Below are 14,092 nucleotides of genomic sequence, written 5' to 3' on the forward strand. Positions count from 1 at the left end.
GCGTACATGAAAACGGGCGCCGGGCCGAAGCCCGGCGCCCACTCCCCTCCCGACCCGAAGTGCGGCTAGCTGCCTGTCAATTTCCGACCAGGTCTCGAGTCCACGCCTAGAACTGAAAACGCACGCCGAGCTGGAGCTTGCGCGGCGCGTAGCTCGTGCTGTACGAGTTCAGCACCAGGAAGGTCGCGGCATTGCCGGAATTGCCGGACGGGTTCGCGAAGTTCGTGCGGTTCGTCACGTTGAAGATGTCGGCGAAGATCTCGACGCGGCGATCCTGCGGCAGCCCGATGCGGTACCCGAGGCGGACGTCCGCGTTCATGAAGCCGGGACCCTTGGCGCCGTTGCGCTCCGACTTGTAGTGCTTCACCGTGTAAACGTCGACGCCGGTCGCCGTGCCGGTGTAGTCCCCGGCCGGCAGCGGTTCGGAGCTGCTGCCGTTCCGGTCGGGATCGAGGTTGTTGTTCGTCAGGCTGAACGGCGAGCCGCTCAGCGCGCGCACCACCCAGCTGACGTTCAACCCGCCGGTGCGCGGCACCAGCGCCTGGCCGCTGACCACGAAGTTGTGGCGGGTGTCGAACGCGGTCGGCCCCTCGTTCAGGTCCAGGTTCATGTCGTCGAGCACCTGGAAGCCGCTGGTGGGCACGCCGCTGCCGCTGGTGTTGCCGCGCGAGTACGCCAGCGTGTACGAGACGCGGGCGCTGTAGTTGCGGCTGAACCGCTTGTTGAGCGACAGCAGCAGCGCGTCGTAGTCCACCTGGCCGATGTTGAGCGGCTGGGTGACGCCGGTGGTGAAGTTCGCGAACCCGGGATAGCGCTGCCGCAGCACCTCGTAGGCGGCGACGAGCGCCGGCTGCGGATAGATGCGCTGTACCGCGTCGGTCACCGAGGTCGAGTTGCGCAGGCCGGCGTTGAGGTCCTTCGACATCAGCATGTCGCGGTTGAAGGCGTGCACGTAGTCGGCGCTGATCGCCATGTTGCCGGCGATCTGCCGCTCGTAGCCGGCCGTCACCTGGTCGGTGTACGGCACCTGCCGGTCCGCATTGTCCCAGCTGGCGCCGGTGTTGCGCAGCAGCGAGCCCGCCGGGAACCGCTGGTTCAGCAGCGCCGTGTTGATCACCGGCCCCTGGGTGAGGAACGGGTCGATCGGCAGCAGACCGAGCCGCGGGTTCGGATCCGCGGCCCCGACCGGCGTCGTGAACGTGAACGACGAGGTGAACGGGGTCCCGGTGAACAGGCCGCCAATCAGCTCGAAATGGGTCTTGTCGTAGAACCGCCCGTAGCCGCCGCGCACCACGCTGGTGCCGCCGCCGAGATCGTAGGTGAGGCCCACCCGCGGCTGGATGTTGTTCTTGTCGATCGGATAGCTCGACACCAGCGGATCGTCCGTCTCGGGGATCGGAATGATCTCGAGGTCGTAGCGCAGGCCGAGGCTCAGCGTCGCCCGGCTGTTGAGGCGCCACTTGTCCTGCGCGAACGCCGACACGTAGTGCGCCTTCTCGTAGAAGATGCTCGGGCCGCCGACGCGGATGCTGAACCGATCCGGGTAGCTGCGCGGGTCGGACGGATTGAACGGCACGTCGCTGCGGCCGAACGTGAAGGTGCCGTTCAGATTGCCGTCGTTGCGGTTGTAGGCGCCGGAGTACTGGTACTGCGCGCCGAACTTGATGTCGTGGTCGCCGCGTTTCCCCGGCAGGAACCAGCCCACCGTCTCGTCGAGCTGGATCGCGTCGTTGATGCGGTACTGCCCGGTGTTGTCCTGCTGGTCGGTGAACGACTGGAACGCGAGCGTGACCGGGCACTTCGACAGATCGCGATCGTTCGCGTTGTAGCAGGCGTTGCCGAAGGTGACGTTCTCGCGCGTCCAGGTCAGGCGCAGCGTGTTCACCTTGGTGTTGGACAGCACCGAATTGAAGTTCGTCGCCAGGGTCTGGTCGACGTCCGCCTCCGAGCGCGCGGCCGCCGGCGTCACCGAGCCGATGATCTGGTTCGCCTGCGGCGAGCTCTCGCGCAGCCAGCGCACGCTGTAGGTGTTGTTGCGGTTGATCTGGTGATCGCCGCGGACGATCGTGTTCCACACCCGATCGCGCGTCGACTGGGTGTCGTTCAGATCCGGACGCGTGGTGATGTTGATGATGTTCGCCCGATCGATCGCGAACCGCTCCAGGCTGAAGAAGTAGTGCATCTTGTCCTGCACCAGCGGCCCGCCCACCGTGCCGCCCCAGCGCTGATACGACGTGTCGGCCTTCCGCCGGTTCGCGTCCTTCCGCGTGAAGTAGTCCTTCTCGGTCAGGCTGCTGTCCTGGAAGAAGCCGAAGGCGCTGCCGTGCACGTTGTTGGTGCCGGCCTTGGTCACCGCGTTCACGATCGCGCCCGAGGTGCGGCCGAACTCGGCGTCGAACTGGTTGGTGATGACCTGGAACTCCTGAATCGCCTCGATCGGCGTCCGCGCCTGCATCCCCGCCCGCTGCCCGATCACGTCGTCGTTGTTGTTGCCGCCGTCGACGCTGTAGTTGTTGTTGCGCGGATCCTGGCCGTTGACGCTGACCGAGTCGCTGCCGAACGACTCGGTGCTGATCGAGGGGACGATGCCGGGCAGCAGCCCGATGAAGCCGATGAAGTTGCCGTTGACGCTCGGCAGCTGCGACAGCGTCTCGCTCGTGATGTTGCCGCCGATCTCCTTGGACGTGACGTCGACCAGCGGCGATTCGGCGCTGACCGTGACGGTCTGCTCGATGCCGCCGACCTCCATCGTGAGGTCGATGGTGACGGTCTTGCCGACTTCCAGCTGCAGGTCGCGGCGGCTCAATTTCTTGAAGCCGGCGAGCTCGCCGGTGACTTCGTACGTGCCGGGCGTCAGCCCGCTGGCGATGAACGCGCCGTCGGTGCCGCTGACGGTCTCGCGAAACATGCCGGTGGCCTGATTGCGAACCACGACCGTCACCCCGGGCAGCACGCCGCCCTGCGAGTCGAGCACGCGGCCGCGCAGCTCGGTCGTGCCCTGCTGCGCCATCGCCGGAACGGCGAGCAGCAGGAAAAGAAGGGTCCCCACGAATTTCCGCGTCATCAGCTGTCCTCCCAGACCGCGTTCATACGAGCTTTTGGAGTGCGACTTTCGAATAGATGGATCGCCGGCGAGGGTCCTGCCCGTAAGTGATTGAACCGGAATGAACTCAGGCTGGACCCGCCGGAATACGGCCGGTATACAGCAAGCGGGATGCCCGGTCGGGCACTCGAATCGATCAGAGTCCGACGCCGGAGAGCTGACCCCGGAGGAGGGCGTCCTTCATGAGACGGCTGCCGCAGTCGAGATGCTCCTCCATCCGGGCGCGGGCGGCGGCGGGATCGCGCGCCTCGATGGCGTCGACGATCTGGAGGTGCGCCTCGGTCGCCGTCTCGGTGAATTGCCCGAAGTTGACGCCCAGCGACATGAAGCGGTCGACCTGCGCGAGGCAGCGCTCGATCAACTCGGCGGCAAGGCCGTTGCGCGCGCACGCCGCAATCGCGAGGTGGAACTGGACGTTCGCCACCTCCGACTGGCGGTAGTCCTGCGACGCGACGATCGGCACCGAGGCCAGGGTACGCAGGCGCTCCACGTCCGCCGGCGACGCGAGCTCCGCGGCGCGGGCGGCGGCGGCCCCTTCGAGCAGCCGGCGCACGTCGAACGTATCGTGAATCTGCTGGACGGTGACGCGGGCCACGAAGTACCCATGGCCGACGACGCGATCGAGGTAGCCCTCCTGCCAGAGGCGCGCGAGCCCTTCGCGGATCGGCGTCCGGCTCATGCCGTGCTCCGCCGCGAGGCTCACCTCCGACAGCGCCGCGCCCGGGCGGTAGCGCCCGGCGACGATGCCGGCCTTGAGGTTGACGTAGGCACGCTCGACGTGCGGGGCCGTCGGAATCTCAACGGTCGGCCTCGGCGCGCGGCGAGTGGCGCGGGACTTCACGGCGCCGAGTATACCCACGGGATTCCGCGCGCCGCAACTGCGCCCGCGCGTGCCGCAGCTCGGAAAGTGGCTCGCCGTCAGGCCCGGACGTGGTATTCTGAGCCGGCCTTCTCCCAGCAGGCTTGCCCGCGGCTCTTTCAAATCAACCATTCCGGGGCGGGAACGATCTATGCGCACGCGTCTGTTTGCGATCGGTGTTTGCCTGTTCGCGGGCCTGTGGACGGCCGCGCCCGCGGAAGCTCAATACGGCGCGCCGCGCGCCGGATCGGATCGGGCGACCGGCGAGGTCTATCACGTCGAGATCGCCGGCACGCTGTGGAACCCCACGCCCGACATCGTCATCGCCAGCGAAGGGCTCGGGCAGCTCGGGACGAACATCGACTTCGTGAACACGCTGGGGATCGAGAAGACGCGCTTCAAGCAGTTGAAAGTGGCGCTCCGCCCCGGCGTGAAGCACAAGCTGCGCTTCGAGTACACGCCGATCAGCTACACGGCGCAGAAGAACATCCCGGCCACGTTCGTCTTCAACGGCCAGCGCTTCAACGTCGGCATTCCCGTAGCCACCGAAGTGACCTGGAACGCGTACCGATTCGGCTACGAGTGGGACTTCCTGTACAAGGATCGCGGCTTCGCGGGGCTGCTGCTGGAAGTGAAGTACACGGACGTGAATGCCACGCTCACCGCGGCGGCGGTGGGGGCCGAGCAGTTCACCGAGGCCCAGGCGCCGATTCCGGCAATCGGCTTCATCGGCCGCGGATACGTCGCCCCGAACATCTCGATCACCGGCGAGTTCTCCTTCTTCAAGCTCCCGGAGCAGGCGATCGAGAGCGAGGACTACTCGGCGAAGTACTACGACTTCGACCTCTACGGCACCGTCAACTTCAACAACAACGTCGGCGCGCAGGTCGGTTACCGGTCGTTCGACGTGTACTACAAGATCAAGCAGGACACCGGGACGCTGAAGCTGAAGGGCATGTATTTCGGCGGAGTCGTCAGGTTCTGAGTCGCGTCAACTCCCAAGATCTGTTTCGTGAACTTGGGATTCTGGATGTTGGAAGTTGATTGGCACTTGGGCCCTTGGAAACGTGGGAGTCATCTCCCCTTCACCTGCACGAACACCCCGAGGAGCCTGGTATCCCTGCTGCTGGCGTCCACCTCTGATGGCCGGAACCCGGCGGCGGAGCGGATGGTCACCAGCGCGGCGCCGGATGCGTCGATTGGCACGTCGATCCGGTACTCTTCGCCGGCCCCGAGCCTGAACTCGTCGCGCCACGTGCCCGACGCGAGACTGACCTGGTTGTCCACCGCACCGTTGCGCAGCACGAGCGGGATCGCGCGCCGCTGATCCGGTTGGATGGCGACCGTTGATGCCCGGGCGCCGGCGACCCAGAAACCGGCCGGCTCGGGAAACGATCGGTCGTCCACGAAGAAGGCGGTCCCCGCTTCGTAGCGCACGGCGCGTCGCGCCACGTCGCGCGATACCGCGCGATCGGCGCGCGGCAGCGGCCGCAACTCCACCGCCTGCAGCTGATCGCGGGCCCCTTCGTCGGCCCTCACGAGGAGCGCGCGAACCGGCAGCGGCAGGTCGATCCGCACGCCGGCGTCGAACGCCGCGATCGGTTGTGTGACGATCGCGAACTGATCGTTCCCGACGCCCACCATCATCCAGCCTTCCGCACTCCCCTGACGCCGTGCGGTCAGCAGGTAGCTTCCCGCCGGGACCGCGGGGAACGCCGCGAGCGGACGGTTCAGACGGCCGCCAGCCCCTCGCCGCCGCACCGGCGCCTCGATTCGCATCGCCCACGCTTCGTCCGGCGTCAGCCGGCGGCGCCCCTCGAGATCGAGCGCCAGCACGGGTCCGGCCGCGAGCCTCCGCAGCACGTCGAGCTGCGCGGCCGTTGCGGTGATCCGGTCGGCGCCGTGGATCCGCCAGACGACGGACATCGCGATCATCGCGGCCACGGCGAATGCGACGGTTCCGGCCGCGACGATGGTTTCCGGCGTCGCGGAACGCCGGCGGAAAAACAGCACGACGAACGCGGCCGCGGCACCCAGGCTCACGACCCACGGGATCGTCGCCGCAAAGCCGGTTCGCGCCGCGTTCGCGCGTGACACGCGTCCGCCGGGATCGGGCTGGACCGGCTGCGGCACGAACGCCGGAAATGCGGACGGCAGATCGACGACGGTGCTCGCCCACTGCATCCAGGGGGCCGCGGTCAGGCCGGCGTCATTGCGCGTGTGATAGCCGAGGCGGCCGGCGCCGGCGCCCGCCATCAGCGCCGACAGCCACGCGCTGACGATCAGCGCGGCGAGCAGCACGGCGCGGGCGCCGCGCGACGTGTACGCCGTCCACGCACACGCCGCCGGAATCGCGAGCGGCAGCAGGAGCGGAACGAGAAAGCGCGCCGGACCGCTCCATCCGCCCCACCACATCGCGAATGTCGTCACCGCGAGCAGATAGGGAACTGCCACGACCGTCCACTCGAGCGCGAGGCGTCGGGCGCGCGCGAAGCCGGCGAACGCCGCGGCAATCACCGGCGCCGTGGCAAGCAGCCCGAACCCCTGGTCGAAGAGGATGCCGCCGAGACCGTTGGGAAGATAGGCGAACGAGCTTTCGACCGCGGCGCCATAAGGCGCGGAAGGATCGGGCGCGCCGTAGATCACGGTGAAGAAGAAGAGCCATGCGAGCGCGCTGATCGCCGGGGCGCTCAGGAAGGCGATGGCCCTGGTGAGCGGCTCCGGCGTTCGTGCGATCCGCACCAGCACCAGGCCGCCGAGCGTGCCGGCCAGGACGGCAAAGCGCGTGTGCATCCACGGGAGAAAGGCGAGCGCCGCGCCGTGCAGAAACCACGGCCACCACGGCCGCGGCGCCGGATCCGCCTGCTCCCACTCGGCGCGCAGCAGGGCCCAGAAGCCGGTCAGGACGACAGCCGCGCCGGGACCGTCCGGGTAGACCGTGAACGACTCGAGCACGAACGGCGCGGCACAGACGACGGCGCCCCATCCGAACCAGGCGGCGGCGCGGCTGCCGGTGACGCGCCAGGCCAGCCACCACGCGAGTCCGCACGCTGCGGCGGCGATGAGCACGAGAAAGAGGATGACGCCGCGGTAGCCGCCGATCGCGAAGGCCGGCAGCACGGCCGCCGGCACGCCGGGCGCGTGGATCGAATAAATCCGGCCGTCGCGCCCGCGCCGCCTCGAATCGGGCGCGAGATCCCCCGCGAAGTACGCGCGGTAATCGCCGCGGACGTGGTTGTTCTCGATCGCGAGGTCGCGATCGTACAGCAGGCTCTGCGTGATGACGAGATAGTGCGGCTCGTCACCGCCGGGAATCGATGACGACGAGCCCGCCGCCGCGGCCGAGAAGATGATCGCGGCGGCCAGCGCCGGTGCGGCCGCGCTCTGTGCGCGACGCCACGGCACCTGTGGCACTGCCGGACGCGCCGCCAGGGCGAGGGCGACCAGCGACGCCAGCCACGCAAGCGATCCGAGCGCTCCCTGCCACGCCAGAAACGCCGCCGGCACCGGCAGCGGCAGCCACGGCAGAAACACGAGCGCGAGCGGCGCCACCGCGACGGCGGCCGCGCGGCCGTGCCAGCCGGCGCCGACGACCACCAGCGCGGCGATCGCGGCGATGGCCAGCGACGCGGCATCCACAGGAATGACGCCGAACCGCGATCCGGAAAACGAGGCGGCGGACGGTCCGGTGAAGGCGAGGCCGCCCAGGGACACGAGCGCCGCCGCGGCGGTCCAGGCACCGGCGGCCAGCGCGAGAAGGCGGGAAGTCGACACCGGCGCTACAATGACGAGCAATTCTACATGGAGGCAGCGCCCCGCACCATCGCGCGTGCGCGCGAGATCCTGCTCGTCTGCGCCGCCGGTTTCGTTCTCGCGCTGCTGATGACGTGGCCGCTCGCAACCGACCCGGGAGGGCTCGGCCGCACCCATCCCAACGACGCCGATGGACAGTTCGCGATCTGGAACGTCAGCTGGGTCGCGCGAACGCTCGTCGCCGATCCGCTGCGGCTGTTCGACGCCAACATCTATCATCCGCACCGGCTGACGCTCGCCTACTCGGAGGCCAACATCCTCACCGGCGCGATCGGCCTGCCCGTCTACTGGCTGACGAGCAACCCGTGGCTGACGCTCAACGCGGTGATGATCGCCGGGTTCGCCTCAGCATACGCCGCCGCGTACTTCCTCATGCGGCACCTGACCGGCAGCCGTCCGGCATCGGCGGCGGCGGCGGTGCTCTACGCGTACTGCCCGTACGTGATGTCGCATCTCTCGCACATCCAGCTGCTGATGACCGGCGGGATCCCGCTCGCGCTGCTGCTGCTGCACCGCGTCGCAGATGACGTCACGAGCCCGAAGCTGGTCAGGCGCGGCGCCGCGCTCGGCGTCGCGCTCGCCGCGCAGGCGCTCACCTGCGCCTATTACGGCATCTTCGCCGGCCTGGCCGTCGGCTACGCGGCGCTGGTCCTGGCCTGGTCGCGCCGCCTGTGGACCGCGCGCCGCTACTGGATCGCCGTCGCCGCCGGCGCGGCGACCTCCATCGCGCTCGTCCTCCCCTTCTTCATTCCATTCCTGGAGGTGCAGGAAGAGAGCGGATTCGCCCGCAGCCTCGAGGACACCGCGCGATGGGCGGCACGCCCGCACGGGTACCTCGTCTCCTCCGCCAATGCGCACCGCTGGCTGCTGGATCTGGTCCGCCGCTTCGGCCCCTGGGACGAGGTCCTGTTCCCAGGAATCCTCGCGCTCGTGCTCGGCGCCGCCGGTATCGTCCTCGCGCTCCGCCGCGCCGGGCGCGATCGCGAAACGGCGCTGCTCTATGGATCGCTCGGGGCGCTCGCGTTCTGGGCGTCGTTCGGTCCCGACGCCGGCCTGTATCGCGTCCTCTATCACCTGCCGGCGTTCTCGTTCCTGCGCGCCCCGTCGCGGCTGGGACTGGTGGTCGTGCTCTGCCTCGCCCTGTTCGCGGCCTTCGCGCTGCGCGAGATCTTCGCGCGGCTCCCGGCGCGGGGCCGCGGCATCGCCGCCGCCGCCGCGCTCGCCGCCGCGGTTGCCGACCTCGCGATCGTCCCCTTGATCTGGTATCGCGCGCCGCAATTGCCGGCGGGCTACGCGGTGCTGGCGAAGAGTCCGCGCGGACCGCTCGCCGAGTTCCCGTTCTACGGCGAACGGATCGCCTTCCCGCTGCACGCGCAGTACATGCTGTTCTCCACGTCGCACTGGATGCCGATGGTCAACGGCTACAGCGACGTGATTCCGAACGACTTCCGCCAGGCGGCGGTGGTGCTGGATGGCTTCCCGTCCGACGACGCCTTCAGGGTCCTGGCGCGGCGCCGCGTCCGCTACATCGCCGTGCACTGGGACATGTTCGCCGGACGGCAGGCGGAAATCCGCGCCCGGCTCGAGCCCTACCTGCGCAACCTGCGCACGCTCTCCGCCGACGACCGGATGACGCTCTTCGAAGTGGTGAGATATCCCTAGCCGCGCGGGGTGCGGCGGGTGCGGGTGCCCGGCTTCTTCGCCGGCGGCCTCGCCGGCGCCTTCTTCTTTGCCGCCGGCTTGGCCGCGGGACGCCGGACGCCCGGCTTGGAGGTCGTCAGCCGTTTCGACGCCGGCGCGGGGCGCGGCTTCACGTCACCGTCGCCGTACAGGCGCCGATAGTCCTCCGCCGTCCCGAGGATCCGCTTCACGTAGTTCTGGGTCTCGGGGAACGGGATGTCGTCGATGAACTCGTCTTCGTCCATCCCCGGCCGCTCCGCTTTCCACCGCACGACGCGGTTCTCCCCCGCGTTGTAGCTGGCGAGCGCGTAGTGCGTGCCGCCGAACTGCTGGACGAGCCGCTTGAAATAGAGCGTGCCCAGGCGGATGTTGGTCTCGCCGTGCGTCAGCATCGACGTCGAGAAGCGCCGGATGCCCAGCGCCGTCGCGAGGCGGCGGCCCGTGCTCGGCACGATCTGCATCAGCCCCCACGCGTTCGCCACCGACCGCGCGTTGGGATCGAACGTCGACTCCTGCGCGATCAGCGCGGCGACGACGTAGGGATCGAGCTCGTAGACGGCTGCCTGCCGCTTGATCGCGTCCCAGTAGGTCAGCGGGAAGATCACCTGGAGGATCTCGGCGGGCACGGCGTCGCCGCCCGAGGTGAGGAACTGCGGGTACGCCCGCCGCATCAGCGTGATGGCGCGGCGCAGATCCCCCTTCTGATGGTGAATCCATGCGATGGTCGCTTCGATGGCCGGCGACGTGCCCCACGCCTTCTGCGCATATCTCAGCTCGTTCAACCCGTCGTCATACAGGCCGGCGGCCAGCAGGTGACGGATGAGCGTCCCCGTGGGCGGCGCCGGACTGGCGGGCGCGGGGCGCGCCGACTCCACGCTCGCCGGGACGATCGAGCCCTCATCCACCGCGGCGCTGGCCTTGAGCGGCGCGAGACGCGCGGCGGCGAGCCGGCCGTAGTAGGAGTGCAGGTAGTCGGCGTGGACGAGGCGCATCCGCGCTTCGGCGACCTGGCGCTGCCCGAGCTTCTCCCGCGCGCGCGCCGACCAGTAGAGCCACGGCGGCCGGTAGTCGGAGCGCGGGAACGCGGCGGCCGCGGCCTCGAACACGCGCACCGTCTCGTTGTAGTTGCGAGTGGTGTACGCCCACCAGCCGTACTTCCACGCGGCGCGCTCGGCATGCGGCCCGGAGGGGAACCGGGCGAACAGATCCTTGAAGGTCTGCGCCGCGAGGTCGTCCTGGTTGGTGACGATGTAGTGGGTGCCGAGATTGTTGAGCGCTTCGGACGACCACGAACTGTCGGGGAACTCCGCCGCCAGCTCGCGCGTCAGCCGGTTCGCCTCGTCGTCATCGCCGAGGCCGCGCAGCGCGCTCAGGTAGAAGAACTTCGCTTCGGCCCGGCGTGAGGCGCGATCGAGGTACGGACGCACGCCGTCACGGGCGTAGGCGTAGCGCTTGAGGAAGTACTCGCTTTCGGCGATGCGCAGATCGATGACTTCGCGATCGTCGCCGTCGGCCTGGCGCTGGATGTCGAGCAGCAGCCCCTTCGCTTCGGCATAGCGCCTGGCGCCGAACAGAATCAGCGCGCGTCCGAGATCCGCCTTGTAGTCCTTGCGGACGATGAGATCCTGCAGCGAGCCCATCGCCGTCGCCGCGGCGGTGGCGGCCTCGGACAGCGGGAACTCGTAATAGATCCGCACGTATGCTTCCGCGGCGCGCGCGCGGTTGCCGGCGGCCAGCGCGGCCCGCGCGAGGCGCGACAGGATGTCCTCCGGCGCAATCGATTTGTGCGACGCCAGCGTCTCGTAGATCGCGAGCGCCTCGCCGTGGTCCCCGCGGCTCTCGGCCGCCTCGGCCTTCCCGAGCAGCGCCGCGACCGAGAGCTGCCCTTCCGGCTGTTTCGCGAGCACGGCGTCGAACGCCTTCACCGCGTCCGCGGCGTTGTTGAGCCGCAGCTGCGACGCGCCGACGTAATACTGCGCGTAGATCTCGAGCGGACCGCCGGCGGCGAGCGCCTGGCGCGCGGCGGCAAGCGCGGCGGCGTAATCGCCGGCGGCATACGCCGCGGCGGCGTCGGCCAGCCGCTGATTGCGCGGCGCTGATCGCTGCGCGGCCGCGGGCGCGAACCAGTAGTCGTCGATGTTCTGAGGCAGCGACGCGTGCACGGTCGGACGGAGCGGCGTGTCGGCCGGCGGGGACTGCGCCGGCGTGTGCCAGCTCCCGAGCGCCAGCAGGAAGACGGGCACCAGGCGCATCACGCGTTTCCGAGCAGGGCCGGGTCGCCGTCGGCCAGGGTCTGGATCAGCTCCTGCTGGAAGAGGGTGTGCCGCGCGCCGAGCGCCGCCGGCACGCGCTCCTCGTACAACCGCTGCGCGCGATCAATCTCGGCGCGCAGGCGCTGGCGCAGATCCCGCTGTTGCCGGCCGGCGTGAACCGCGGCTTCGTTGTACAGCTTGATCTCGGAAATCAGCAGCCGCGCGAAGCGCCGCGCCCCTTGATCGTCGCCGAGGTCGTCGTCACCGGCGTCGCCGGGGGACACGCCGCGCAGCACGTCGAGCGTCCGCATGGCGGTGCGCAGCGCCACCACCGTCGACGCGTGCCGCGCGAGCAGCTCGACGGTGTCGAACGCGCCGTCCGGCGCGGCCGTCCTGCCGCCGTCCGCGTACAACACGGCGACGGCGCGGCCGCCGATCATGATCGGCGCCGCGGCGCCGGCGCGATCCGCGGCCAGCCGCGCGAACGCGGGAGCCGCAGCCTGCGGCGACGAGCGGACCGTGGCTCCGGACCGGGCCGCACGCGCAAGCAGGTCGTCGCCGTCGATCGGCGCGTCGACGCTGCGCATCTCCGCGTCGGGAATGCCGACGCCTTTCCATGGCTTCAGCCGGTCCCCTTCGATGAGGAACACCGCGGCCCGGCCCGCGATGGTCGCGGCGTTCGCCAGGAGCGTGTCGAGCGTCTGCGACAGACTGCGCGTGGCGTCCAGCGCGCGGAGGCCCGCGACGACGCGTGCGAACGCGGCCGCGGCGACGGCGGCATCCCCGGGCGCCGGACCGCCCGAGGCCGCGGCGGCTTCCCGCGCGGCGGCGATTTCGCCGTGCAGCCGCTCCGCGAGGTCGTGCGAGTCGCTCTGCAGACTGGCGTGCGCGGCTTCGAGCTCCGCCGCCCGCGCCCGCTCGGTGTCGAGCTCCTCCTGCAGCCGCGCGCGCTCGCTGTCGAATTCATTCTGCACGCGGCGGCGATCGGACTCGCGCTCCAGCTCCGCGCTTCGCCTGGTCGCGGCGATCGCCTGCTCGATCCGCTGATCCACTTCGCCGCGCACGCTGTCTTCGCGGGCGCCGAGCTGCTGCTCCAGTTCGGTGCGGACCGCCTGTTCGCGCGCCTGCGCCTGCTGTTCGAGCTCGGCGCGCAGCGTCTCCTCGCGCGCCTGCGCCTGCTGTTCGAGCTCGGCGCGCAGCGTCTCTTCGCGCGCCTGCGCCTGCTGTTCGAGTTCGGCGCGCAGCGCCTGTTCGCGGGCCTGCGCCTGCTGTTCGAGTTCGGCGCGCAGCCCCTGTTCGCGGGCCGGCGCCTGTTGCTCGAGTTCGGCGCGCAGCGCCTGCTCCTGCGCCTGCGCCTGCTGCGTGAGCTCCGCGCGCAGCTGCTCGCGTGCCTGCTGCGCCTCGCGCTCGACCTCGGTGCGAACCGCCTGCTCGCGCGCCTGGATCTGCTGGGCCAGCTCGGCACGCAGCGACTGTTCCCTCGCCGTCTGCTGCTCCAGGTCGGCGCGCAGCATCAGCTCGCGGGCCCGGGCCTGTTCGAGCTCGGCGCGCTGCGCCTGCTCGCGCGCCTCTGCCTGCTGTTCGAGCTCGCGGCGGACCACGTCTTCGCGAGCCTGCAGCTGACGATCGAATTCCTGACGCAGGCTCCGCTCGCGGGCGTCCGCCTCCTCGCGCATGTCGCGGCGGACCGCTTCTTCACGCGCGCGCGCCTGCTGCTCGAGATCGCGCCGGAGCGCCTCGTCCCGCGCGTGCTGCTGCTGCTCGGCCTCCTGACGCGCCGCCTGCACGCGCGCCTCGACGTGCTCGCTGAACTCGCGGCGCAGCTCCTGCTCCCGCGCCTCCAGCGTCTGCTCGAACTCGCGCCGCGCCGCCGCTTCCTGCGCCGCGTAGTGCTGCTCGAACTCGCGGCGCAGCGTCGATTCGCGCGCCTCGTGCTGGACGGCCGCCAGATCGAGCGCGCGCTGCTCCGCCTCGGCCCGCACCGCCGAGAGCTGCGCGTTCAGCTGCTGGTCGTATTGATCGCGGAGCTGGCGCTCCCGCTCGTCGCGCTCGATCGCCGCCGCCTCGAGGGCCTGCTGATAGCTCTCGGCCCTGGCTGCCGCGACCTGCCCCTCGTGCCGGACGTCCCACTCGGCCCGCGCCTGGGCGACGCGGGCGCCGAGCTCCTTCATGGCCTCCTCGGTCGCCTCCCGGCGCGCCTGGGCGATGGCGGACTCGTAGTACTTCTTCAGCGTCGCGAGCTGCTGATCGAGCGCACCGCGGAGCTGATTCTGGAGCTCGTCCAGTGACATGAGAGCCGTATTATCGCATGGGGTTACGGGGATCGGGCCATCGAGTCATCGGGCGATCGGGTGATCGGGTGATCGGGTGATCGGGTGATCGGGT

At 69.9% G+C, this 14,092-nt stretch carries 7 protein-coding genes; 2 read left to right on the forward strand and 5 right to left on the reverse strand.

Going from position 1 to position 14,092, the window contains the following annotated elements:
• Positions 1 to 106: 106 nt before the first annotated feature.
• Complete coding sequence (locus tag VFK57_02325; GenBank protein ID HET7694517.1) at positions 107 to 3,064, reverse strand: carboxypeptidase regulatory-like domain-containing protein; 2,958 nt, start codon at positions 3,062 to 3,064, stop codon at positions 107 to 109.
• 175 nt (positions 3,065 to 3,239) lie between these two features.
• Entirely contained in the window at positions 3,240 to 3,944 is a 705-nt protein-coding gene (locus VFK57_02330) for a GntR family transcriptional regulator (protein ID HET7694518.1), read from the reverse strand.
• Positions 3,945 to 4,113: 169 nt separating this feature from the next.
• On the opposite strand from VFK57_02330, the gene VFK57_02335 reads away from it, so the two are divergent.
• On the forward strand, positions 4,114 to 4,947 hold the full coding sequence (locus tag VFK57_02335) for a hypothetical protein (GenBank protein HET7694519.1): 834 nt from the start codon (positions 4,114 to 4,116) through the stop codon (positions 4,945 to 4,947).
• Positions 4,948 to 5,036: 89 nt separating this feature from the next.
• On the opposite strand, the gene VFK57_02340 is transcribed toward VFK57_02335, so the two are convergent.
• A complete protein-coding gene (locus VFK57_02340) occupies positions 5,037 to 7,757 on the reverse strand; it encodes a hypothetical protein (protein ID HET7694520.1) in 2,721 nt (906 codons plus the stop codon).
• 6 nt (positions 7,758 to 7,763) lie between these two features.
• On the opposite strand from VFK57_02340, the gene VFK57_02345 reads away from it, so the two are divergent.
• Positions 7,764 to 9,437: a hypothetical protein gene (locus tag VFK57_02345; protein HET7694521.1), complete on the forward strand. Its 1,674-nt coding sequence runs from the start codon at positions 7,764 to 7,766 to the stop codon at positions 9,435 to 9,437.
• Here VFK57_02345 and VFK57_02350 read toward each other — a convergent pair.
• Both VFK57_02350 and VFK57_02355 read right to left on the reverse strand, forming a co-directional pair.
• Entirely contained in the window at positions 9,434 to 11,707 is a 2,274-nt protein-coding gene (locus VFK57_02350; protein ID HET7694522.1) for a transglycosylase SLT domain-containing protein, read from the reverse strand. The genes VFK57_02345 and VFK57_02350 overlap by 4 nt on opposite strands.
• Positions 11,707 to 13,998 (reverse strand): hypothetical protein, encoded by a 2,292-nt coding sequence (locus tag VFK57_02355; GenBank protein HET7694523.1) that lies wholly within the window; start codon positions 13,996 to 13,998, stop codon positions 11,707 to 11,709. Before VFK57_02355 ends, VFK57_02350 begins: the two co-directional genes overlap by 1 nt.
• Positions 13,999 to 14,092: the final 94 nt, after the last annotated feature.

It is taken from the genome of Vicinamibacterales bacterium (assembly GCA_035699745.1).
Classification (GTDB): domain Bacteria; phylum Acidobacteriota; class Vicinamibacteria; order Vicinamibacterales; family 2-12-FULL-66-21; genus JAICSD01.